The 20750-nt window shown below is 40.8% G+C and carries 18 protein-coding genes and 4 pseudogenes; 9 read left to right on the top strand and 13 right to left on the bottom strand.

Annotated features, from left to right (window positions below; translation table 11 throughout):
- Positions 1–48: 48 nt before the first annotated feature.
- The 4 genes and pseudogenes from MKI79_RS04595 to MKI79_RS11745 all read right to left on the bottom strand — a co-directional run.
- Positions 49–924 carry an RICIN domain-containing protein gene (locus tag MKI79_RS04595; protein WP_241570880.1) on the bottom strand — a complete coding sequence of 292 codons (876 nt, stop codon included), beginning with the start codon at positions 922–924 and terminating at the stop codon, positions 49–51.
- 188 nt (positions 925–1112) lie between these two features.
- The gene (locus tag MKI79_RS04590; protein ID WP_241570879.1) at positions 1113–2702 is read right to left on the bottom strand and encodes a peptide chain release factor 3; all 1590 of its coding nucleotides are present in this window, start codon (positions 2700–2702) and stop codon (positions 1113–1115) included.
- A 217-nt stretch (positions 2703–2919) separates the two neighbouring features.
- Positions 2920–3612, bottom strand: a pseudogene (locus tag MKI79_RS04585) (IS1595 family transposase).
- 14 nt (positions 3613–3626) lie between these two features.
- Positions 3627–3845 (bottom strand): annotated as a pseudogene (locus MKI79_RS11745) (site-specific integrase); the annotation flags it as partial.
- Between the two features lie 232 nt (positions 3846–4077).
- Between MKI79_RS11745 and MKI79_RS04580 the strand changes: the two are divergent.
- The gene (locus MKI79_RS04580; protein WP_001261740.1) at positions 4078–4869 is read left to right on the top strand and encodes an ANT(3'')-Ia family aminoglycoside nucleotidyltransferase AadA2; all 792 of its coding nucleotides are present in this window, start codon (positions 4078–4080) and stop codon (positions 4867–4869) included.
- Between the two features lie 99 nt (positions 4870–4968).
- Positions 4969–5421, top strand: a complete 453-nt coding sequence (locus tag MKI79_RS04575; RefSeq protein WP_241570878.1) for an SRPBCC family protein — start codon at positions 4969–4971, stop codon at positions 5419–5421.
- 161 nt (positions 5422–5582) lie between these two features.
- Here the strand turns inward: MKI79_RS04575 and MKI79_RS04570 are convergent.
- A pseudogene (locus tag MKI79_RS04570) lies at positions 5583–5792 on the bottom strand (hypothetical protein); the annotation flags it as partial.
- 144 nt (positions 5793–5936) lie between these two features.
- Between MKI79_RS04570 and MKI79_RS04565 the strand changes: the two are divergent.
- Positions 5937–6545 carry a TetR/AcrR family transcriptional regulator gene (locus tag MKI79_RS04565; protein ID WP_241570877.1) on the top strand — a complete coding sequence of 203 codons (609 nt, stop codon included), beginning with the start codon at positions 5937–5939 and terminating at the stop codon, positions 6543–6545.
- Positions 6546–6766: 221 nt separating this feature from the next.
- Here the strand turns inward: MKI79_RS04565 and MKI79_RS04560 are convergent, their stop codons facing one another.
- Positions 6767–7444, bottom strand: coding sequence for a type 1 glutamine amidotransferase domain-containing protein (locus MKI79_RS04560; protein ID WP_199946581.1), 678 nt, complete (start codon positions 7442–7444; stop codon positions 6767–6769).
- A 75-nt stretch (positions 7445–7519) separates the two neighbouring features.
- Positions 7520–8677, bottom strand: coding sequence for an iron-containing alcohol dehydrogenase (locus tag MKI79_RS04555; protein ID WP_241570876.1), 1158 nt, complete (start codon positions 8675–8677; stop codon positions 7520–7522).
- A 186-nt stretch (positions 8678–8863) separates the two neighbouring features.
- On the opposite strand from MKI79_RS04555, the pseudogene MKI79_RS11740 reads away from it, so the two are divergent.
- Positions 8864–9189, top strand: a pseudogene (locus MKI79_RS11740) (IS3 family transposase); the annotation flags it as partial.
- 73 nt (positions 9190–9262) lie between these two features.
- Here MKI79_RS11740 and MKI79_RS04545 read toward each other — a convergent pair.
- From MKI79_RS04545 to MKI79_RS04530, 4 genes are all read right to left on the bottom strand, one after another.
- Positions 9263–9577 (bottom strand): putative quinol monooxygenase, encoded by a 315-nt coding sequence (locus tag MKI79_RS04545; RefSeq protein ID WP_241570875.1) that lies wholly within the window; start codon positions 9575–9577, stop codon positions 9263–9265.
- Between the two features lie 334 nt (positions 9578–9911).
- Complete coding sequence (gene fghA / locus MKI79_RS04540; protein WP_004682262.1) at positions 9912–10742, bottom strand: S-formylglutathione hydrolase; 831 nt, start codon at positions 10740–10742, stop codon at positions 9912–9914.
- A 228-nt stretch (positions 10743–10970) separates the two neighbouring features.
- Positions 10971–12083, bottom strand: a complete 1113-nt coding sequence (locus MKI79_RS04535; RefSeq protein WP_241570874.1) for an S-(hydroxymethyl)glutathione dehydrogenase/class III alcohol dehydrogenase — start codon at positions 12081–12083, stop codon at positions 10971–10973.
- A 21-nt stretch (positions 12084–12104) separates the two neighbouring features.
- Positions 12105–12380, bottom strand: a complete 276-nt coding sequence (locus MKI79_RS04530; protein ID WP_004799251.1) for a metal/formaldehyde-sensitive transcriptional repressor — start codon at positions 12378–12380, stop codon at positions 12105–12107.
- A 467-nt stretch (positions 12381–12847) separates the two neighbouring features.
- On the opposite strand from MKI79_RS04530, the gene MKI79_RS04525 reads away from it, so the two are divergent.
- Positions 12848–13843 carry a zinc-dependent alcohol dehydrogenase family protein gene (locus MKI79_RS04525; protein ID WP_241570873.1) on the top strand — a complete coding sequence of 332 codons (996 nt, stop codon included), beginning with the start codon at positions 12848–12850 and terminating at the stop codon, positions 13841–13843.
- Entirely contained in the window at positions 13833–14849 is a 1017-nt protein-coding gene (locus MKI79_RS04520) for a zinc-dependent alcohol dehydrogenase family protein (protein WP_241570872.1), read from the top strand. The genes MKI79_RS04525 and MKI79_RS04520 overlap by 11 nt, the downstream gene beginning before the upstream one ends.
- Before the next feature lie 14 nt (positions 14850–14863).
- On the opposite strand, the gene MKI79_RS04515 is transcribed toward MKI79_RS04520, so the two are convergent.
- The gene (locus MKI79_RS04515; protein WP_241570910.1) at positions 14864–15763 is read right to left on the bottom strand and encodes a LysR family transcriptional regulator; all 900 of its coding nucleotides are present in this window, start codon (positions 15761–15763) and stop codon (positions 14864–14866) included.
- A 135-nt stretch (positions 15764–15898) separates the two neighbouring features.
- Here MKI79_RS04515 and MKI79_RS04510 point away from each other — a divergent pair, with 135 nt between their 5' ends.
- The 3 genes from MKI79_RS04510 to MKI79_RS04500 all read left to right on the top strand — a co-directional run bounded on the left by MKI79_RS04510 (position 15899) and on the right by MKI79_RS04500 (position 18014).
- The gene (locus MKI79_RS04510) at positions 15899–16639 is read left to right on the top strand and encodes an SDR family oxidoreductase (RefSeq protein WP_004757893.1); all 741 of its coding nucleotides are present in this window, start codon (positions 15899–15901) and stop codon (positions 16637–16639) included.
- Between the two features lie 71 nt (positions 16640–16710).
- On the top strand, positions 16711–17709 hold the full coding sequence (locus tag MKI79_RS04505; RefSeq protein ID WP_241570871.1) for a zinc-binding alcohol dehydrogenase family protein: 999 nt from the start codon (positions 16711–16713) through the stop codon (positions 17707–17709).
- A gap of 20 nt (positions 17710–17729) precedes the next feature.
- A complete protein-coding gene (locus MKI79_RS04500; protein ID WP_241570870.1) occupies positions 17730–18014 on the top strand; it encodes a putative quinol monooxygenase in 285 nt (94 codons plus the stop codon).
- A 294-nt stretch (positions 18015–18308) separates the two neighbouring features.
- Here the strand turns inward: MKI79_RS04500 and MKI79_RS04495 are convergent, their stop codons facing one another.
- Entirely contained in the window at positions 18309–20750 is a 2442-nt protein-coding gene (locus tag MKI79_RS04495; RefSeq protein ID WP_241570869.1) for a CSLREA domain-containing protein, read from the bottom strand.

Genomic DNA, 20750 nt, shown 5'->3' with positions numbered 1-20750 from the left:
CATTCAGCATAGCACCAAAGCCAATTATTGCGAGTAAAGTATTGTGTTCTAAGATGCAAAATTGAGCTGTTTCAGTAGCGGTGCTTTAATCCATTGTTGTGATTGTGTTGGGCTGAGATAAATTGTGAAATCTTTACCATTCGATGCTTCACATTCTGCGCACAAATCATTAAAACGATAATAAATCGCTACACCTTGCTCATCGAAGAACCAGTCTTGATTTGCCCAATAGATTTTGGTCGGTAATTTTACTTGATCTTCTTCACTCAGTTGTGCAGATGTTTCTTCACGCCATACGTCATATTGTGCTTGGACAAAGTGTGTAAAGCTGACACGTTTATTCTCATTAATTACATCATACAAGCGCCAAGACTTTTTCGCCTTACGATCCACCACATAAAAATAGTGCTGTTCAGGCACAGCCTCATCACCAAGCTGGTAACTAGTATTAATGATCAGCAACGCCATTTCGCCCTGTTGCATGGCAAGTCGAGGCTTAATATACATCGACCATGCTTGCGGTTTTGCATGTTTATTTTCAGCCAGCTGTGTTTCACGCCACGCATCGGAACGCTTTACAAATTCATTGACTGCACGTTGTAAGCTGAGCTTTTGTGAAATACCCAACTGCTGACGAATCAAATCTGCACTTTGCATTTTGCCAAAATCATTAAACCATTGATCTTTACTTTTAAAACCAAAGACTTCGACATCAATACAATATTCATCTTCACAAAAAGGCAAGGCATAATCCGCAATCACTGGCATTGCAATCAGATTTTCATAGCCTTGCTTTTTGACTTGTTCCGTTTCGACTTGTTCTTGCTGTTGTTCTTCGCTTGGTTTTGAACATGCGCTGAGAGTAGCCACCAATACCGTAGTTAAAGCAGTAAAATGAATCGCTTTAAGCAATGAAATTCGCATCCTGCAAATTCCGCTTTGACCCCAATTTTCAAACACGATACACCCGAACCTAATTTCAAAAACCTAGCTTCAATCTAATTATGAACACAACAATATTATGAGCTGTAGTTATACCAATAAAGGAATGCGATTGGACACTCCTTTATTGTGAGTTTTTTTTGCATAAAACAGCTTAGCGCAACACGATATTAATGCTCACGTGTAGCACGGAACTGAATATCAGGATAACGCTCTTGCATGAGCTGTAGATTGACACGACTTGGCGCAAGATAAGTCAAATGACCACCACCATCAATGGATAATTGGTCATGTGCTTTCTTCTTAAATTCATTGAATTTTTTATCATCATCACAGTGTACCCAACGCACGGTGTTGATATTTACAGGTTCATAAATACAATCGACTTTGTATTCTTCTTTCAGACGATATGCCACCACATCGAACTGGAGCACACCGACCGCACCAACGATCAAATCATTGCTATTTTGTGGCATAAAGACTTGGGTTGCACCTTCTTCTGAAAGCTCCTTCAAACCTTTTTGCAATTGTTTGGATTTCAAAGGGTCTTTTAAACGGACTCGGCGGAACATCTCAGGTGCAAAGTGCGGAATCCCAGTGAAATGCAACTTCTCACCGCTGGTAAAGGTATCGCCAATCTGAATCGTACCGTGATTATGCAGACCAATAATGTCGCCCGGCCACGCTTCTTCCAGTTGTTCACGTTCACCCGCAAGGAAAGTCAAGGCATCGCTAATACGCACGTCTTTACCGATGCGCACATGATTCATTTTTAAGCCTTTTTCGTATTTCCCAGAGCAAACACGCATAAAGGCGATACGGTCACGATGTTTCGGATCCATGTTGGCTTGGATTTTAAATACAAAACCGCTAAAGCCTGATTCAGTTGCCTCAACCACACGTTCCTCAGTTGGATGTGCTTTTGGTTCTGGCGCCCATTCTAAGAACGCATCTAAGACATGATCGACGGCAAAGTTACCCAGTGCCGTACCGAATAATACAGGCGTTTGTTTACCCTGTAAAAATAACTCACGATCGAGTGGCTCATTGGCAAGTTGGACTAACTCCAATGATTCTTCAAAAGCAGCAAATGCAAGATCGCCCACTTTTTCACGGATATCAGGATGATCATAACCATCACGCACTTCGATCTCGGTAATGGTCGAGCCAAAACCTGCCTTATAGATGTACAGCTTGTCTTCAAGTAAGCTATATACCCCTGCAAAATCACGCCCCATACCCAGTGGCCAAGTGATCGGCACGCATTGGATTTTTAGGACATTTTCGATCTCGTCAAGGAGCTCAAGTGGTTCACGAATTTCACGATCCATCTTGTTGACGAAAGAGATGATCGGCGTATCACGCATACGACACACTTCCATCAGCTTGATGGTACGCTCCTCCACCCCTTTTGCACCATCAATCACCATCAAGGCAGAATCGACCGCAGTCAAAGTACGATAGGTGTCTTCCGAGAAGTCTTCGTGTCCCGGAGTATCGAGTAGGTTAATGGTGTGATTTTTATATGGAAATTGCATCACCGAGGTGGTGATCGAGATCCCACGTTCCTTCTCCATCTCCATCCAGTCAGATGTTGCTGAGCGATCTGACTTACGACTTTTCACCATGCCTGCGACCTGAATGGCTTTACCCCATAACAGCAATTTTTCTGTCATGGTGGTCTTGCCCGCATCGGGGTGGGAAATGATGGCAAAGGTTCTACGAGCCTTTACTTCTTTGGCTAATTCATCTTTAAACATAAGAAAAATCTACAATATGTACACAGCTATGTACACATTTCTAAATATGTACTAAAACTGAAAAAGTGGGAATTCAAAATTGGCGTAATTGTAGCAGATTTGAATAGGATTTTACTGATTGTTGATATGTTTTGATTGATCAAGGAATTAGCACTTCAAATCGCTTTTTGAGAAAATCGAATCTTTCTTTTTTTTATAAACGTTGGGGCTTAGGAAGTTAAAGAGGGTTATTACGGAGTAGTTTCAGCAAATCAAGATATAAATGACCATGCCGATGATTGAAGTGATACTCCATCTATTTAAGATGCAAATAAAACATCTTTTTGTCAATTCCATTGAATTTAATCAGCCGTTTTTTGGCATAGCCCCAAAAGGATTTCATGCCATTGATATAACGTTCTCCACAAGCAAATTCATTGTCACCATGATTTACTCTTAAGTGTTTTTCAAACCCAATTTCGACAAGACCATCATAACCTCTCCATCCATCTGTGTTGATGACTGAATCAAGTTCTAGATGCCCACGAATAATTCCTTGTAGCGTGGCTTTGGAACAATCAGGAACAATTTCTGTATAAACATTTCCATCTCCTTTGAGCAGACCGAATACAATCGTTTTACTTGAAGCACATCGACCTCGTTTACCTCGAACACGACGAGCATCGAAGTAGGATTCATCCAGTTCAACGATGCCATTGAAGGGAGATATTTTTTCACACTGGACAGCGATCTTTTTATGCAATTTGATGTAAATAGTATGGATAGATCGCACAGAAATATTAGTGAGTTTAGCAGTATCAGATGCAGTAAAATCCATGGCAAAAAAGCGAATAATTTGCCTGAATTTTGCTTCTGCGATTCTAGAACGGGAATAGCATCTATTTTTGCTTTCATATAAGGAAGTTACCATAATTTTAAATATGCTTAACTTCCTAAGCCCCTATCAATATATGCCAGAGTGATATTTAATACATGGTGATAAAGAAAGAGTAATAGACTGAGTGCTCGTTTGTGGGTTGATTTGCTCACGCCGTTATTATTCACTAAATATGACAGATCACTTTTAATATGTGTTTCGTTTAAAATACTTGGGTGTTGTTTGTTATGATAAAGGATGTAGCGTTTAATCCATTGGATATAGGCTCGTTCTGTTGATAGGCTTCAATATCTGTATCGTCCTGTATAAGCGACTTTTTCTAATAGTTTTGGTGGTTGCTTATGCGTTTAATTTTGGATTATCACAACTTGACAAGTATGTTTTTAATCTTTAAGGTATTTGAAATATAACGAGAAAAAAATAGGATGTCAAAATAGTTATGTTGCAAATTCATTTTGGTTATGCGGCAAATTTGCCGTATAACTGTAGTTAGACATCATGAGGGTAGCGGTGACCATCGAAATTTCGAACCAACTATCAGAGGTGCTAAGCGTCATTGAGCGCCATCTGGAATCAACGTTGCTGGCCGTGCATTTGTACGGCTCCGCAGTGGATGGCGGCCTGAAGCCATACAGCGATATTGATTTGTTGGTTACTGTGGCCGTAAAGCTTGATGAAACGACGCGGCGAGCATTGCTCAATGACCTTATGGAGGCTTCGGCTTTCCCTGGCGAGAGCGAGACGCTCCGCGCTATAGAAGTCACCCTTGTCGTGCATGACGACATCATCCCGTGGCGTTATCCGGCTAAGCGCGAGCTGCAATTTGGAGAATGGCAGCGCAATGACATTCTTGCGGGTATCTTCGAGCCAGCCATGATCGACATTGATCTAGCTATCCTGCTTACAAAAGCAAGAGAACATAGCGTTGCCTTGGTAGGTCCGGCAGCGGAGGAATTCTTTGACCCGGTTCCTGAACAGGATCTATTCGAGGCGCTGAGGGAAACCTTGAAGCTATGGAACTCGCAGCCCGACTGGGCCGGCGATGAGCGAAATGTAGTGCTTACGTTGTCCCGCATTTGGTACAGCGCAATAACCGGCAAAATCGCGCCGAAGGATGTCGCTGCCGACTGGGCAATAAAACGCCTACCTGCCCAGTATCAGCCCGTCTTACTTGAAGCTAAGCAAGCTTATCTGGGACAAAAAGAAGATCACTTGGCCTCACGCGCAGATCACTTGGAAGAATTTATTCGCTTTGTGAAAGGCGAGATCATCAAGTCAGTTGGTAAATGATGTCTAACAATTCGTTCAAGCCGACCGCGCTACGCGCGGCGGCTTAACTCCGGCGTTAGGTGCCACACACACAGATTTCCGAGAGCTGAAATGACACTCATGAAGTCGCCTGTTGCGCGAGCAACAATGCTCATCCGCAGACCCGTCGAGGAGGTGTTCAATGCCTTCGTCGATCCCACCGTGACCACCAGATTTTGGTTTAGTCGTTCCAGTGGACAACTAGCTCCCGGTAAGACAGTAACCTGGTACTGGGATCAATACGGCGTCTCGGGGGAAGTTACGGTCACGGCGCTGGAGAAGAACCAAAGAATTGCCATTGAATGGCCCACGCCTGTTGAATGGACTTTTACGCCTAAAGGCAATGACACAACATTTGTTTCTATCGTCGCCTCAGGCTTCAAAGGAACCGATGATGAAAAGGTTGCGCAGGCACTGGATTCCACTGAGGGATTCAATCTCGTAATCTCTGCCTGCAAGGCATTGCTTGAGCACGGAATTGATCTTCGGCTTATCTCTGACAAAAACCCTGATGCCGCCGTCAGTGGCACCTAACAATTCATTCAAGCCGACGCCGCTTCGCGGCGCGGCTTAATTCAGGCGTTAGTATGCAACATGAGAAGTTACCTTTATTGATAGAGATTCGACACCTTTAATCAAAATCGGTAATTTCTTCTTTTTCAAGCTCTGTGCCAAATTAAGTCGGAACTAACATATTTGCCTCGTTTCACTGGTGCTGCATATGAAGGAGCATCGCTCATGCGACCACGCATATAAGGATCGAGTGACAAGTAAATGGTTTTTAACAATATCTCGCCTTGTTTAAGTTCATTGAGCTCAACTTGTTCAATACGAAAATCGCTGTGTTTTGGCTCACCCACTGGCCGTTTAGCTAAAACAATGCGTTGGTTAATAACTGTTTCCACTCGCATAACTCCATGTTTTGTATAAAAGTATTTCTATTGATAATTGAAACTGTTGATTAAAACGTCTTTACATCCATTGTAGATGAGTTATACTAAAAAACAATACGACTGGTCTATTTTTTTACAATAGAGTAAATAATTAATATGAAGCCTACTCCTATTAAAAAGTCTGAAGCGAAGCGCTTACACATTCTTAACACCAGTTCAGACCTGATTTTGCATAAAGGTTTTACCGGTGTAGGATTACAGGAAATTTTACAGAGCTGTGAAATCCCTAAAGGCTCGTTTTATCATTATTTCCAATCTAAGGAAGCTTTCGGATGTGAATTGGTACAGCATTATGTGGATAATTACCAAGTCCGTTTAAATGATGTATGGCGTAGCGATAAATCCCCTTATCAAAAGCTGATTGAGTATTTTAATTTATGGATAGAAGACCCTCAAACACAGTGTGGTTGGGCGGATAGCTGTTTAATTGTGAAACTTGCCGCAGAAGTTGCCGATCTATCTGAAGATATGCGCTCTATTATGTCCGCTGGCGTCGATGATGTAATCCAACGTATTGCTGGTTTAATTGATTTGGGTAAACAGGATCAATCTATCCAAGCAGATACTGAGGCCTCAACGTTGGCACAAGTACTTTACCAAATGTGGTTAGGTGCAGCATTACTGAGTAAGTTGCAAAAAGATAAAACACCATTACATCAAGCTTTGAGAGCAACTAAATTTCTATTAAAAAATGAAGATTCATAAAAATTAAAGGGGCTTAGGAAGTTAAACATATTACAAAGTATGGTAACTTCCTAAGCCCCTAAAAAAATAACCTTCCTTCCTGTATATAGAAAAATAAAGGAAGGAAAGCTATTCACTCAGGCCCCTCACCATTAAGTGAGGGTTATTTTGCTTATTGCGCCAGTTGCTCAGAGTCAGAAGTTTATTCACTACTCAGCACCACAACAGGCACTCGCTACTCTTTATTTCAACAATTGAAGTAATGCTGAGGCAGTTGCAGCAGAAGATGCTGGATTTTGTCCAGTAACCAGCAAGCCATCTACTTGAACATGTACTTGCCAATCATCTACTTTAGAATAATGACCACCGTTTTCTTTAAGCATGTCTTCAACTAAAAAAGGTACAATTTCAGTCAAACCTACAGCAGCCTCCTCAGTATTGGTAAAACCAGTCACTAATTTACCGCTAACTAAAGGCGCTCCATTACTTGCTTTCACATGACGAAGAACACCTGGGGCATGACACACTGCTGCAACAGGTTTGCCAGACTGAATCGCCTGTTCAATCAGAGAAATTGAAATCGGATCTTCTGCTAAATCCCACAATGGGCCATGCCCGCCTGGATAAAACACTGCGTCATAATCAGCTACAGAAATTTCGCTAAGTTTATGCGTCTGTGCCAATGCTTGCATTGCAGTTGGATCAGCTTCAAACCGATGAGTAGTTTCAGTTTGCGCATCGGCTAAATTACTTTTCGGATCTAGTGGTGGCTGCCCACCTTGAGGCGACGCCAGCGTAACTTCAGCACCAGAGTCAATAAAGGTGTAATACGGTGCAGCAAGTTCTTCTAGCCAGAAACCTGTTTTCTTACCAGTATTGCCAAGTTGATCATGTGAGGTTAAAACGATTAAAATTTTCATGTTATTTCTCCGATAATTTTCATGATTGAGGAGCATTGTTACAGGGTCAGAGCATGCCAAATACGCGCATTTAGCTTAGATGCTCATCTCGAGAATTTGGCGACTGATCTCTAATGAAACATTTTTATGTTCGCCTAGCTGTGTAAGATTGTGTGATTTAAGTTGCGTAATGATGATCTCAATATCTGTCTCCCCCAGTCCATAATCGCTAAGACGAGTCGGCAATCCAAGTTGCTCAAAGAAAGCTCGAGTACGAGCAATAGCAGTATCAATACGTTGTTCTTCATCACCTTGGACAATCTGCCAGACACGAGCTGCATACTGTAGTAATTTTTCTCGCTTCTCTTGACGACGCACTTGTAGATTGGCCGGCAACACAATGGCCAAGGTACGAGCATGATCAATACCATGTAAAGCCGTGAGCTCATGTCCAATCAAATGGGTTGACCAATCTTGTGGTACACCAGCTCCAATTAGCCCATTCAGTGCCATGCTAGCAGCCCACATCAAATTCGCACGCGTGTCATAATCTGCTGAATCTTCTAAGATTTTAGGTCCAATCTCAATCAGAGTTTGCAATAGACCTTCGGCAAAACGATCTTGTACTTGTGCATTCACAGGGTAAGTTAAGTACTGTTCCATGACATGAACAAATGCATCGACCACGCCATTTGCTAACTGGCGCGTCGGCAAGCTAAAAGTTTTATTCGGATCAAGTACGGAAAATTGTGGAAAAACATAGGGACTGCTAAATGACAATTTGGCTTGGGTCGATTTTCTGGTGACTACACCACCGCTATTCATTTCTGAACCAGTTGCTGGAAGGGTGAGTACGCTCGCAAAAGGCAAAGCTTGGGTAATTTTAGTACCATGGGTTTCTAAAATCTCCCATGCATCCCCTGTATAATTGACTGCTGCTGCAATAAATTTAGTACCGTCAATTACCGATCCACCACCGACAGCCATCAAGAAATCTATCTTTTGTTCTCGAATCAGCTCTACAGCTTTCATGAGGGTTTCATAACTCGGATTCGGCTCAATTCCGCCAAATTCATGAATTTCTCTTGCACCTAATGCTTCACGCACCTCAGCTAAAGTACCATTCTTGCGTGCACTTCCACCGCCAAACAACATTAATACTTTTGCTTCTGTAGGCACATAGTCATTGATTTTAGCTATTGTATCGCCACCAAAAATAATGCGGGTCGGATTATAAAAGTTAAAATTCAGCATATTTTTATCCTAGGATGATCAGTTAATTGATTTGAAAAACCACCGTTATTCATCAAATAAACTTTTAAAAAATCCGACAATACTGCGGCTTTTGCCTACACCATGTGCTAACTATACATAAAAATAGACCAGTCGTCTATTTTTATAAAAATTATTTCAGCTTGCAACTTTAGTGATGGTTAAAGAAATTCAGGCTTGTTCTATACCGCTTTTATTATTGATGTATTTTCACGAGCGATTGTTGGATGAAAGGTATCAACACGTATGACTACTGACATGGTCGTGAACGCATTGGCTAAAACAGTGAATGGCTTATACAAAACAGAGGTGATTGAATATTTAAAAGCAGATTGGCACGGTTTAACAGATGTACAAATGCAGCGCTAAATTAGATAGATTGGTTCAATATAAGGCATGTAAATAGTTGCATTCGTTTATTTACCCTGTTTTGGATATTGACCCATTTAAATGATGAGATTAAGCCAATAAATAAAGTAGCCCAACTTGAATAAAAAACCTCTGACAAACCTCACTGGGTTGAAGTGCTACCTTTCATTCAAAATTTCAGGCAGCACCCTCATACATTTAAGCGTCGGTTTGAGCTGGTAGTTTACTCGCCAAAACATCTACTTTTTCAATAGACGGTGGCTCTGAAAATAGCTCTTCGGCCTGAGCCATCAAAGCAGCTGCAACCTTGCCAGATAAATGTGCTTGGCGACCCGCCTCATCAGGAAATGCATCGAAAATACCAAATGTTGTAGGTCCAAGACGTAGGCCAAACCACGCAACTGTCGCGGGTTCTTCCATTACAATAGGTAAACCGGCTTTAAGGAAAGCTTCCACTTCGTCTTCTTTACCCGGTTTAGCTTCAAGGCGGACATATAAAGCTGTTTTAAGCATGACTAAAACTCCACAATTGATTAGAATTAAAACGATTCTGACATTGCTAATGGATGCATGTCAGAAAGTTTTGTTGTACAAAGGTTAAAAACAATCCTCCATAGCTGAGCCAAAATCTGGTTTTTTATTTCGACATAATGCTATGAATTTATTCAAGTTAATACCATTAACATTTGAATCAAAAAAACAAGATATGAGATGATTAAATTCAATCTTAGTTATATAAGGATCAATTGATTCGTCCTTAGATTTATAAGCTGACCTCTTCATCTGGAAATTATATTGCTCAAGAAGCACTCAAGAACAACATTGTACATCCTCATATCTATGAAAGTTATTTAGCTAGGAATTTGCTGTGGAACTCTATATGTTTCTCTATAAAACTCGCAATGAAGTAATAGCTATGGTCATACCCTTCTCTTAGGTTAAGTGTAAGAGGATATTCTTGTTCCAAACAAATATCACTAAGCAGCTTAGGCCTTAACTGTTCTTCAAGAAAATCATCAGCTGTTCCCTGATCGACTAAAATAGGTAAATGAACTTCAGCGTTTTTGATTAATTCAATCGCATCATAGCTTTTCCATAAAGTTTCGGTTTCACCTAGGTAGTGTGTGAAAGCCTTTTTCCCCCAAGGTACTTGGCTAGGTGCAACAATCGGTGCAAAAGCAGAAATACTTTTATACAGCTCAGGATTTTTTAACCCAATGACTAATGCACCATGACCACCCATGCTATGACCCATAATACTTTGGACTTGGTTGGTCGGAAAATTCAGGTCAATCAGATTTCTGAGCTCTTCCACAATATAATCATACATTTTGAAATGCTGTGACCAGGGTGCTTGTGTTGCATTGACATAGAATCCTGCGCCTTGGCCTAAATCATAATCTGCATGATCTGGTACATCCTCTCCACGTGGGCTGGTATCTGGTGCAACAATAATGACTTTATGTTCAGCCGCATACTTTTGTGCTCCGGCTTTAGTAATAAAGTTCTGTTCGTTGCAAGTCAGCCCTGATAACCAATATAAAACTGGCAACCGCTCATCTTTGTCATGAGGTGGCAGATATATTGAGAATTTCATTGAACAGTTTAATGCTGTTGACTGATGGCGATACACTTCTTGCGATCCACCAAAAGAAGCATGTTTCTCAATTATTTCCATAATCAATTACCTATGTTGAGCAAGACTTCATGAGAAATCGAGTAAACAAAGAGTCTGACATTCTCCACAGAGAATAGTGATAAAGATTTAAAATGTAGGCAGGTTTGTTGAACCTATACACGATGCCTACACAGATAGATCGGTTTTACAGATAATGTGCCGTTTTAGAGGATTCCATGCATGTCATTCATGATGCACATGCATGGAAAACTATAAGGTCTGACGCAATTAATCGTAATGAATTACAGTACGAATTGACTTACCTTCATGCATTAGATCAAAGGCTTCATTGATCTGATCCAAGCCCATCGTATGTGTCACAAATGGTTCTAATTGAATTTTACCTTTCATGGCATCTTCAACCATTCCTGGAAGTTGCGTACGACCTTTTACGCCACCAAAGGCAGAACCTAGCCATTTACGACCAGTAACAAGCTGGAATGGACGGGTAGAGATTTCTTGACCTGCGCCAGCTACACCAATAATTACGGATTGTCCCCAGCCACGATGTGCACTTTCAAGGGCTGCACGCATTACATTCACGTTACCAATACATTCAAATGAATGATCTACACCCCAACCAGTCATTTCGACAATGACTTGCTGGATTGGTTTATCGTAGTCTTTAGGATTCAAGAAGTCCGTTGCACCAAACTCTTTTGCCAGCGCAAATTTATCTGGATTCGTGTCAACCACAATAATACGCCCTGCTTTAGCTTGACGTGCGGCTTGTACGACTGCCAGACCAATACCACCTAAACCAAAGACTGCAACACTATCACCTTCTTGTACTTTAGCCGTGTTATGTACTGCACCGATACCCGTTGTTACACCACAACCCAGTAAGCAGACATGTTCGTGATTGGCTTCAGGATTGATTTTAGCCAATGATACTTCTGCCACTACCGTGTATTCACTGAACGTTGAGCAGCCCATATAGTGGTAAATCGGTTGACCATTGTAGGAAAAACGAGTGGTACCATCTGGCATTACGCCTCTACCTTGAGTTTCGCGAACGGAAATACACAAGTTCGATTTTCCAGATTTACAGAATACGCACTCGCCACATTCAGCGGTGTAAAGTGGAATTACATGATCACCTGGTTTGACGCTAGTCACGCCTTCACCAACCTCAACTACGACACCAGCACCTTCATGCCCGAGAATAGCCGGAAAAACACCTTCAGGATCATCGCCAGATAAAGTAAATGCGTCTGTATGACACACACCGGTATGGGAGATCTTGATTAATACTTCACCTTTCTTCGGTGGTGCAACATCAACTTCAACAATTTGAAGAGGTTGACCAGGACCAAACGCAACGGCAGCACGTGACTTCATGGAATAATTCCTTATACAGATCTATTTTAAATATGATTTTAGAATCTTGGCGATTTCAGCCAATTCTTCTTTTCGTTGTTGTTCTGTGGTTTCACCTGATACTAAAGTGTCCTTTAAATGAACCTCCAACATTTCATTCATCAAACCATTAATAGCACCACGCACAGAACAAATTTGTTGCAGAATTGCAACACATTCAACATTGTCTTCTAACGCTTTTTCAATCGCTTGCGTCTGACCTTTGATCTTTCTGACGCGTAGAAGAATCTTTTTTTTGTCTTCAACCTGATTAGGCATCAGACCTCCTTATTTGCTAGCATTAATACTATACTACCCTATAGTATAAAAAAAGCAATATTTTTTATAAATCGAAAATCAAAAAGCTCTTTAGCGAAAATTTTCTATCCCTGTTTTTAGTTTTTTTTAAATTAACATCGTAGAGCTGATGCTAAAGTCACAAAGAATGGGACTTTTAGCTCCCATTTTTTTATTTTGGTTCATGTTCTTTGCGATGCTGTGACCTTTTAGAATTATGTTTCAAATTTTAGCCACTTTGTAGGTATTTTGAACGTTTCAAGCCTTGAAAATACTACAGACAGTTTAGATTAAACTGCCTTTACAGACTGTACTAGAATATTGTTAGTGAGCAGATGATATTTATTATTCATTATTTAGGAATTATCAAATCCTATAAATATCATTTATTGGATTAATTTACTTTGGTACTGTGCATATCATCCCCCAGTTAAGAATAAGGAACAACTATGAATAAGATGATGAATGCTCTTATCTTAGAAAATTTTGGTGATCATGAATTTAAACGTGTAGAACTCCCTATACCTCAACCAGAGGCTGGGCAAGTTCTAGTACGTGTTCATGCTAGTGGTGTAAACCCTATTGATTATAAAATTCGTCTTGGTGAAGCACCATATGCTATGCCAGAGCTTCCTGCCGTGTTGGGAACGGATATGGCTGGGGTTGTAACTGCTGTTGGTGAAGGTGTCACCCACTTCAACGTCGGAGATGAAGTTTACGGTCTGATTGGTGGCGTTCGTGATCTTCAAGGATCTTTAGCAGAATATGTTGTAGCAGATGCTGATCTGATCGCATTAAAGCCACGCAATATCTCTATGCGCGAGGCAGCAGTACTTCCATTGACGTTCCTCACGGCTTGGGAAGGTTTAGTGGATAATGCGAAGGTCCAACCAGGGCAAACTGTACTGGTTCAGGGTGGTGCTGGTGGCGTTGGTTATATGGTGGTTCAGCTTGCAAAAGCACTTGATGCAAATGTTTGGGCGACTGGTCGTACAGCTGATCAATCACTGATTTCAGAACTCGGTGCAACACCTCTCGATTACACAACAGCATCTTCCGATGACATTATTGCTGCAAGCCCTGAGGGTCAAGGTTTTAACATTGTTTACGACACTGTGGGTGGTCCAGTACTCGAAGCTTCACTTTCCATGACAACTCACTATGGCCACATTACCAGCTGTGCTGCATTTGGTAATCATAATTTAGCGAGTTCATCTCTACGGTGTGCCACACTGTCTGGCGTATTCGTCCTATTGCCGATGTTAACTGGCAATCGCCGTTCTCATCATGGTGATGTCCTTAAGATCGCGACTCGTCTCGTTGAGGAAGGTAAACTGCGTCCTATTGTTGATCCTCGTCATTTTACTCTAGACCAAGCGATTGAGGCTCATGATGCTGTTCAAGATCGCTCTGCCAATATTAAGGTTGTGATTGATGTCATTTAACGCACTTCAGGCCAAGACTTGGCGCTTCAATAGTATTGGAGATACAGACGTTCTGACATTAGAAACACTGCCTGTTGCTTTACCAGCAGCAGGAGAAGTTCTAATCCAGATGAAAACGATCGGACTCAACCGGGCTGATGTAATGTTTCGGCGTGGTACTTATATTCAAAAGGCAGTATTCCCTTCTCGTTTGGGATATGAGGGAGCAGGCATAGTTCTTGCGATAGGTGAAGGTGTACGCCAATTTTCTCCAGGAGATGCAGTATCGATTCTTCCGACTGACAATCTAGCCAAATATGGGACATATGCGGACAAGCTTCTGATTCCAGAAACTTTTTTAGTTCACAAACCTGATAGTTTAAGCTGGGAAGAAGCTTCTTCAATCTGGATGCAGTATTTGACGGCTTGGGGTGGTGTAATCCATGCTGGTGGAGTTTCGAAAGGAAAAACGATCTTGATCACAGCAGCGTCAAGTAGCGTAGGACTAGCTGCGATACAGATAGCTGAAGCAGCGGGAGCTAAGGTCATTGCAAGTACACAGACGGTAGAGAAAAAGCAGCGTTTACTGGATCTCGGTGTTAAAGATGTTATAGCCAGTGAAGATGAACCAGATTTGTATGAGGCGCTTGTTTTACGTTTGGGTGGAGAACATCTTGATGTCGCCTTCGATGCGGTAGGAGGGCCACATATTGAACAGATTGCAAAAGCGATGTCTGTGGCAGGAACTATGGTTATGCATGGTGCACTTAGCTCGGAGATCACACCATTCCCCCTAAAAATTGCATTACGCAAGAGCTTAACTATGCGAGGTTTTTTGTTCCTTGAGGTTCTCCATGACCCTGTTCTAAGGGAGCAAGCCAGACGATTTATTCTGAGCAGTATAGGTGCAGGATATCTTCGTCCAGTGATCGACCGTTGCTTTAACTTTGAGGACATGCATGACGCTCAGCGCTATCTTGAATCAAATCAGCAAATAGGAAAAATTGTAGTTACTTTAGATACATGATGATCTTATCTAATTCAGGTTTCTATACGGCCCAGCACTTCCACTAAGTAATCAAACAATGCTCGGATTCGCAAAGGTGTCGGGCCCCGCTGTGGACGATATAAATACAGGCGCCAAACGGGAGAGGTTTCCTCATGAAGTATCTGAATGAGCTTACCACTCCTAAGCCACGGCAAAACTAGAAATCCAGGCATGTGTCCGAATCCAACTCCAGCGAGAATAGCTTGAAATTCAGCTTCTAGATCATCTGTAATAAAACGAGGCTTTGATGGCGTGAAGCTTCGACTTTCAGTGAATGTCCATGGCCAGTAACGCCCTGTTTTATGATCGAATAGTGCTGTTAGAGGGTATTTATCAAGGTCAATAATTTTTTTGGGCATTCCAACCTTATCAATTAACTCTGGCGTACCCACAGAATAAAAGTTCACTTTAGCCAATTCCCTTGCCACATATCGATTGTCCGGCAAAAATCCAAATCTGATCCCGATATCTATCCGCTCATCGATCACATCCGAGTGTGAATCTGTTAGCACACAATCCACGACAATATCTGGATAACGTGTGGCAAATTCTGCTAGTGCAGGTACTACCAATTTACGCCCTAACACAGACGACACAGTAAGACGGACAGTCCCACGCATTTCATCTCGTTTTTCCTTGGTGTCTTTTACAAACAAAGCATCGATCGATCCCACCGCAAAACGTGCTTGCTTTGCCAGACGCTCACCATCAGCGGTAATTTTAATTTGTCGAGTACTCCTGTAAAACAGAATCTCTCCGCGCTGCTCTTCTAGCTCTTTTATTGCCCGTGTCACTATCTGCGGGGAAATACCCAGCTGAGTTGCTGCCTCTTTAAAATTTCGAGACTCTGCTGCGACACAAAAGATACGCATCATTTCCAATTTGTTCTGCATGTCCAATCCTGTGTTCTGGTAATTATTCCGTAAATAGGAATACTGAAAGATAATATTATTCATTTATTATACCTAACAAGGCTGTAATACTTAATCCATCAAATATGATTGACAGATAGGTTGTAGGTTACTTGTATGAATAATATAGAAAATAAAGTTATTGTTATCACAGGTGCAAGTAGTGGTTTAGGTGAAGCTACTGCTCGCTTACTTGCTAAAAAAGGTGCAAAGGTTGTACTTGGTGCTAGACGTACTGAAAAATTACAGGCTATTGTTCACGACATTCGTGCTGAAGGTGGTCAAGCTGAATTTATTGGTATGGATATAACCAAACCACATGAAGTACAAGCACTTATTGAAAAGGCATTAAGCGCATTTGGTCAAATCGATGTATTGGTAAACAATGCTGGATTAATGTCTATTGCACCATTAAGTGAGCTAAAAGTTGATGAATGGGATCGTATGATCGACATTAATATCAAAGGTGTTCTTTATGGTATAGCAGCTACCCTACCTGTTTTCCAAAAACAAAACTTTGGACACTTTATTAATCTCGCATCTGTTGCAGGGATAAAAGTATTTAGTCCAGGAGGTACTGTTTATAGCGGTACTAAGTTTGCTGTAAGAGCCATCTCTGAAGGACTTCGTCATGAAGTTGGGGGAACAATTAGAACGACTACTATTGAGCCTGGTGCAGTTGAGTCAGAACTAAAATTCGGTTCTTCTCATAAAGAAAGTTCAGAGTTTGTTACTGATTTCTACAAACAAGCTATACCAGCTGACTCAGTCGCTCGAGCAATTGCTTATGCAATTGAACAGCCTGCGGATGTAGATATTAATGAAATTGTTTTACGCCCAACGAGCCAAGAGTTTTAATAATTGAATAACAAAAAATGGGAGCACCTCGCTCCCATTTTTACTATATTTTTAAAGTTAAGGACAAATCTATGAAAGCCGTATCGTATGTTATAAATAACCATGATGATTTTAAAAATTCATTGGTAGATATTGAAAAAGCGAAGCCTACCCTTAAGGAGCGTGATGTACTGGTAAAAGTTCAGGCAATCTCTGTGAATCCAGTTGATACCAAAGTGCGAAAAAATTCTTCTGAAGCAAATAATCGTATTTTAGGTTGGGATGCCGTTGGGGAAATTATTGAAGTTGGCTCAAAAGTTACCTCTTTTAAAGTAGGAGATTCTGTTTGGTATGCTGGTGATTTAACCCGAGATGGTAGTAATGCTGAGTTTCAAGCAGTCGATGAACGAATTATCAGTCTTAAACCCATTACAGTATCTAATGCAGAAGCAGCAGCATTGCCATTAACTGCAATAACGGCATGGGAAATGCTGTTTGATCGGTTTCAAATTTCAGAAACAGAAGTTGGCAGTATTTTAATTATTGGTGGTGCAGGTGGTGTAGGATCAATCGCTATCCAACTCCTAAAAGCAAAAACAAATCTGACTGTTATAGCAACAGCTTCACGTGAAGAAACGAAATCTTGGGTGGAATCACTGGGTGCCGACCATGTCATCGACCATAGCAAAGATTTAAACGAACAAATCGAAGCACTAGGCATTGAAAAACCAAAATACGTATTCTCTACAAATCATACAGAAACATATACCAAGCAAATAGTTTCTCTGATTGCACCACAAGGCAAGCTTGGATTGATCGATGATCCACAAACATTTGATATTATGCCGTTTAAGACTAAATCTATTTCTATCCATTGGGAGTTGATGTTCACCCGTTCAATGTATGAAACCGATGATATTGAAAAGCAAGGTGATCTATTGCAACAGGTTGCCCAATTAGTTGACCAGCAAAAAATTAGAAGTACCCTCAACCAAAATCTAGGCAAAATTAACGCTGCAAACTTGGAGAAGGCGCATAAGTTGCTTGAATCAGGTAAGTCAAAAGGCAAAATTGTACTAGAAAACTTCTAAAACAAATTCAAGGTGAAATAATGACTATTTCAATAATTGCGAACTTTAAGGCAAAGTCAGATCAAAAAGAGAGGTTAGAAACGCTTTTAAAAAGTGTAATAGAACCTACGCTTCAAGAAGAAGGATGCTTGAAATATGAGCTTTATATTAGCGAAAATGACTCGAGTAGATATTTCTTCTTAGAAGAATGGCGTAGCAGGGAGGATTTAGATATCCATCTAGCCTCTGATTATATTCAAAGTTTATTTGGTAATATCCAATCGCTCATTGAATCAAGTGATATTGTAGAAATCAAAAAAATATAGCTGTATTCGGACGTTATGATGAAGTATTCTTCAAATTAACATAGGGATTTAGAAAGCTAACAAAAAATGGGAGTTATAAGCTCCCTATCTTTTGAGTGAAACATCCCGGGTTTGCAGGGCAACCGCAAACTTAGCTCAAATTTGGTAGTGTTCAAAAAACTGTGTCATTTCGTTTATTGAAATAACACAGATTTTTAAACACTGAATAGCCACCAAAATACAGCCACTTTAAGATGCTAATCTAAGGTAATTAAAAAAGAGACATCCGATGCCTCTTTTTACTATCACATAGAATCAACTTTTGCGTTGTCGCAACAGAGCCAATCCAAGTAACCCTAAAATACTCAATATACCTAGAGCACCTCCCCCACCTCGAGTATCATCAGTAGTTGTCGCTGTGCTTATCAGTTTAACAGTTGCTGTATTGGACAACGTACCATCTGCATCAAACACTTGATAGGTAAGGGTATAGTTAAATTTATTGAAACTATTCTTAGGCTTAACGTAAATATTGCCACCATAGCACCACTTACGTGATTGATCGGGACAAAGCTCTCTGTAGTCTGCCTCAATTAAGAGGTTGCTATCCACTTCATCAAATTTTATAGGTATGCTAATCCCTTGAGCATTTTTATAGAAAGTTGGTTTATCTGAAGGATATCCAACTTGGTCTATTGCACCATCCCCATCATCACTATCATTGGCCAGTAAGTCAATTTTAACACGCTGATCAGTACCCCACTTCATCGTGTATTCATCATTCTCTGCGATAGGCGCAATGTTTGTAAATGTAGCTTGCACAACACCCGTTGACTTGATCGTCGGATCAGCCTTTAAGGAAATTGTATATTTACAATAATTATAATTCCCTGCTTGAGTAACACCGCCACCCTCATCATTTTGTTCATATTTGAAATCAGTACGATACATCACGACAGCTTCTAACGCCGCATTCCATTCGCACTTCAAATGAGGATCAGAACCCGCCACAGGCAACCCACTTGGGTCATCTTTGCTAAAAACATCACTATTCAGCATTCCCAAAGAAATTACTTCCACATTGTAAAGATCCGCATCAAGATGCTGAATTTCACGGTTCCCATTCACTAATATCTCAGCAGGAACACTACCTGCAAATATATCAAAATACGCCTGTCGATAACGTAGACTCTCTTTAAAATCCACATTTCTCTGCTTGAAATAATCTCGACGGATTTCATAATATTTTAGAAAATCTGGATTCGTTTCTTCATCATCTAAAAGCTCTTGAAAAAACTCTTCCTGAGCCTCAAATTCTTCTACAGCTTTAACTTGAGAACTATTCGAACTCACCATGTCATTAGCTGCCAATTTAATGAATTCAGTTGAACCTAAATCACATCGATTCTCTGTGTTTTCATCAAGAATCAAATTATCCTGAAGTGAACGATTTAAACCTCGCTGGTCAGTAGGTTCACATCCACCTGCTTGGTCTCCAACATTGATCATTACATTTGATAAAGGATTTGTTAGGAAATACATCGGCAAAAATGCCGTATATTGGTCAGCCGGTTGCAAAGTACTCATCACACTCGATTGACTTACATTACTGAGATTAATACCAGTTTCATCTTTAAGGGTTTCATATGGCAACTCACAATAGCTACTACTGCTTTCAGACTCCATTAAACCATTAAAGCTCACTGAAAATCCCAATAAGCTATTTTCAGGAAAATTAGGTGAAAGTAAGTATTTACAAGACAGACCTGTATTGTACGCCAATATATTATAATTTAAGGCTTTACTTCCAAAAGCATCATATAGCAATGTACTTGTAGCGGTGTTATTGACTATCGTATTACTTAATAATGTCAATTTACCGCCAGCGCTTAATATTGTTTTCCCATTTTGCCCAGGCAAGCTATCACCTGTAAATTTGATAATACTACCATTATTTAATGATGCCGTATTATGTGCTACTGTACTCGATTTAATACTAAAGTCAGGCTCGCCACAAGCCTCCATAACACTGGTCGTATCTGCCTGACCATTATTTATAATCGAGGAGCCCAAAAAGCTAACCGTACGAGATGTGAATGTTAAATTGTCAATACAACTCATCCCGAGTACAGCGCCGCGCTTCGCTGTATTTCCCTCAAATACACTATTAGTGACATTTAGCGCACTACCTACGCCAGATAAATAGATGGCACCACCCTCATCAGCAGATGAATTTTTCACTTCAACTTGTACCAAAGACACTGTAGACCCAGCTCTGATTGCACCACCACGTGAAGACCTACCATCCTCCAACCTTAGTAGTTGTAGCGTTAAAGTAGATTTCCCTGCAGTCGTATCAAAGAGTGTAAAACTTCCATTACCTTTAATCGTGGTCTGAAGAGGTAATCTTTCAGGATATTCACCAAGAATAATATCTTTATTAGACCAATCAGTAGGTGTTTCACCCAAAATATTTACCATTGAACTTGGAGTAAGCGGTTTCTCAATAGTGTATTCACCGGCCTTCAATTCAATCCGGTCAGTGACATCTGGAGAGGTTAAACCAACCGCACATCCTCCATAAGCCTTATTATCGGCAGCTGTAGTAATAGCTTCACGCAATGAGCATGCGCTTGGGTTCTCTCCATCTTCATCTGTAAAAGTTGTTACGTATATCGTGTCATCTTTGGTTGCCGCCATCAACGGTAGCGTCGCCACGATTGATAATGCAAGCAATGCTTTCTTATATTGTTTCAC

Source organism: Acinetobacter sedimenti (assembly GCF_022601685.1).
Classification (GTDB): domain Bacteria; phylum Pseudomonadota; class Gammaproteobacteria; order Pseudomonadales; family Moraxellaceae; genus Acinetobacter; species Acinetobacter sedimenti.
This window is presented reverse-complemented; position numbering and strand designations above follow the sequence as displayed.